We start from the raw sequence: 3,016 nt of genomic DNA on the forward strand, positions 1-3,016 counted from the left end.
TGTTGTTTGTTACTTTACCTGCGTTCTAAATTCTGTTTTTGAATCACTTTATTTAAAGGTGTGGACTTATTTATTCAGGTGCATAATACACCAGATTATTTAATGCCATGCCTTTTGTGTTATCATGGGAAAGTTACTGACAATAAAAGGCAGGATCCCTCCCCGACCAAAGTTTGGTATCCTGCCTTAGCAACTCCGTACACAGAAGTGTACGAAAACATGCAAGACAATGATAACCCTTTACGTTGAAGAAAACAATCCGATTACACCAGGTTTCTACAACTCTGTCCTAAACAATCTCCAGTTCCATCAGCTCAAATGCCCTTGTGGTCAGTCAGGCTGCCTATCCGTCCATGGTTATTACAACAGATATGTTAAAACCGAGGATGGAAAAGTAATGTTCAGGATCTGCCGTGTGAAATGCGATCAGTGTGGACGCACTCACGCTCTCCTTCTGTCATCAATGGTTCCTTATTCCCAGATATCATTCCAGGATCACCTTCAGATAATCACAGCTCATGAAAAAGAGACGCCTTCAAGCATCACTCTTTCCTCAGCTCTGTCTTTTGACGAGAGCAACTTTAGATACATCATCAGGATGTACCTGAAGCACTGGAAACAACGGCTTATCTCCGAACGTATTTCTGTTGATGGCGAAAGCCTTATAAGCAGCTGTTTTCAATACTTCAAGCGTCAGTTCATGCAGATTAAATGTACTCCAAATATCCTTTTCTTAAATACCACATAACCTGGCACGAACTCTCTCCTGATCCTCCATATACTTAAGAAAAAACGAAAGGAGGATCCGCCATGGATCAGGAAAAACAACAAAACATTGCTCTTATGAGATACTCTGTTATCTCTCCAATCATTTCAGGTCTCTGGGAAGACTACTCATCCCTTACGGCTTTCTTTAATGACGCCTCAGCCAAGGGAGTTTTAGCTCCTGATGGCTCGGTCAAGCACTTTGCACCACAGACCATTGAGCGCTGGTACCGTAACTACAAGAAAGGCGGTTTTGATGCTCTCATCCCTACAGGCCGTGTGGATCAGGGTCTGCCCCGAAAGCTGGATGCAGATCTTCAGGAACAGATCAGATATCTCAAAACCAACTACCCCCGCATGTCCGCAGCATCTATCCACAGACAGCTTCAGGATAACGGAAGCATAAAAGTAGGCACTGTTTCAGAATCAACAGTCAACCGCTACGTCAATCAGCTCTCACTTGAAATGAAGACCACCACAAACCCTGACATGCGACGTTACGAGCGCCCACACATCAACGAGGTATGGTGCGGAGATTCAAGCGTTGGCCCCTATCTTAAGACCGATGATGGCAAGAAGCATAAAGTCTACATCATTGCCCTTATCGATGATGCAAGCAGGTTCATCGTAGGCATAGATGTTTTCTTCAATGACAACTTTGTTAACCTCATGTCTGTCATAAAATCAGCAGTTGCAAAGTATGGACGTCCACAGATGTTCAACTTTGACAATGGCAGTTCCTACAAGAACAAGCAGATGGAACTCCTTGCCGCCCGCATCGGCTCAGTCATCCATTATGACCAGCCTTACACGCCTACACAGAAAGCAAAGATCGAGCGCTGGTTCCGCACCATGAAAGATCAGTGGATGTCAGGCCTCGACATCAGGGATTTCCATTCCCTCGATGAACTCAGAGGTAATCTCTTTGCCTATGTGCAGAAGTACAATCAGACCATACATTCTTCCTTAAACGGAAGATCACCGCAGGACAGATACTTCTCAGAACCAAATCTTTTCCACCGCCTCAGCGATGAAGAGATAGACCACTCCTTCCTCCTCGAAATCGAGAGAAGAGTCTCGGCTGATAATGTCATCACCATAGACCAGGTTGAATACGAAGTGGACTGCCGTTTTTCAAAGCAGCATATCAAGCTCCGCTATTCTCCAGGGCTTGACGAAATTTACATTGTTGAAGCCGATGGAACACTTACGCCAATCCGTCTCCTAAACAAAGTGGAGAATTCCAAAGTTAAGAGAGACAAGGTACATATCTGCAGAGGAGAAGACTGATGGAATACTTTACACGCTACGGGCTTGAGTTTAACCCATTTATCAAGAACTCAAGGGAGATAATCGTTGATACCGCAGAACACAGGGAAGCCCTGTTCCGCCTTGACTACCTGGCCAAGACCAAAGGATTCGGCCTGCTCACCGGAAGTCCCGGTAGAGGCAAGACAACTGTCATAAGGCACTGGTCATCATCGCTGAATCCCTCGCTGTATAAAGTTATATATTCAAGTCTTTCCACCCTGACCCCGAATGATTTCTACAGAAATCTTGTTTCAGAGTTTGGCGCCCAGCCTGCATTCAAGAAACCAAGTAATTTCAAGATCATCCAGGAAGAAGTCACACGCCTGTCCGTTGAAAAGAGGAAAACGCCTGTGATCATCATTGATGAAGCGAACTATATCAACAATGCCATCCTTAACGATCTCAAGATTCTTTTTAACTTTGAGATGGATTCCAGGGACAGAGCAGTCATTCTGCTTGCCGGACTTCCGAACCTTAATTCCACACTCGGGCTTGGTATTCATGAACCCCTCAGGCAGAGAATCGTCATGAACTACAACCTTGATGGTGTGACCAAGGAAGAAGGCCGCAGCTATATCTCTGAAAAGCTCAAAGGTGCTGGCTGTAATCAGACCATCTTTGATGATGCAGCAATAGAAGCAATACTCAACGCAGCTGATGGTACTCCGCGTCTCATAAACAAGTACTGTAACGCCAGCCTCCTTATAGGTGACAGCGCCAAAGCTGATCTCATTACAACCGACATCGTCATGCAGGCAGTCAATGACTGCGAACTTGGTTAGGATTACATCCCTCACTCATTTAAAGTGCGTGAGGGATGATTTCATTTATATAATCTGAAAATCAGGTGTCAAACAATCTGACTGAACCCTTTGTCTGACACCCTATGCAGCCTCATTTAAAGTGAAGATTGAGGACTCATTTAATGTGCCGGACAACA

General features: G+C 44.9%; 3 protein-coding genes. All 3 read left to right on the top strand.

Annotation, left to right across the window (positions count from 1 at the left end):
- The first annotated feature begins 229 nt into the window (after nucleotides 1-229).
- The 3 genes from G610_RS21210 to G610_RS0115140 all read left to right on the top strand — a co-directional run bounded on the left by G610_RS21210 (nucleotide 230) and on the right by G610_RS0115140 (nucleotide 2,858).
- Nucleotides 230-748, top strand: coding sequence for a DUF6431 domain-containing protein (locus G610_RS21210; protein WP_139176170.1), 519 nt, complete (start codon nucleotides 230-232; stop codon nucleotides 746-748).
- Between the two features lie 62 nt (nucleotides 749-810).
- Nucleotides 811-2,055 carry a DDE-type integrase/transposase/recombinase gene (locus G610_RS0115135; protein WP_026525440.1) on the top strand — a complete coding sequence of 415 codons (1,245 nt, stop codon included), beginning with the start codon at nucleotides 811-813 and terminating at the stop codon, nucleotides 2,053-2,055.
- Nucleotides 2,055-2,858, top strand: a complete 804-nt coding sequence (locus tag G610_RS0115140; RefSeq protein ID WP_026525441.1) for an ExeA family protein — start codon at nucleotides 2,055-2,057, stop codon at nucleotides 2,856-2,858. The genes G610_RS0115135 and G610_RS0115140 overlap by 1 nt, the downstream gene beginning before the upstream one ends.
- Nucleotides 2,859-3,016 lie beyond the last annotated feature (158 nt).

The sequence above is a fragment of the Butyrivibrio sp. MB2005 genome (assembly GCF_000424285.1).
Taxonomy (GTDB): Bacteria; Bacillota; Clostridia; order Lachnospirales; family Lachnospiraceae; genus Butyrivibrio.

Excerpts from the sequence above, each read along its gene's own strand:
- G610_RS21210 (WP_139176170.1), top strand. The coding sequence starts at position 230 with ATGATAACCCTTTACGTTGAAGAAAACAATCCGATTACACCAGGTTTC.
- G610_RS0115135 (WP_026525440.1), top strand. The coding sequence starts at position 811 with ATGGATCAGGAAAAACAACAAAACATTGCTCTTATGAGATACTCTGTT.
- G610_RS0115140 (WP_026525441.1), top strand. The coding sequence starts at position 2,055 with ATGGAATACTTTACACGCTACGGGCTTGAGTTTAACCCATTTATCAAG.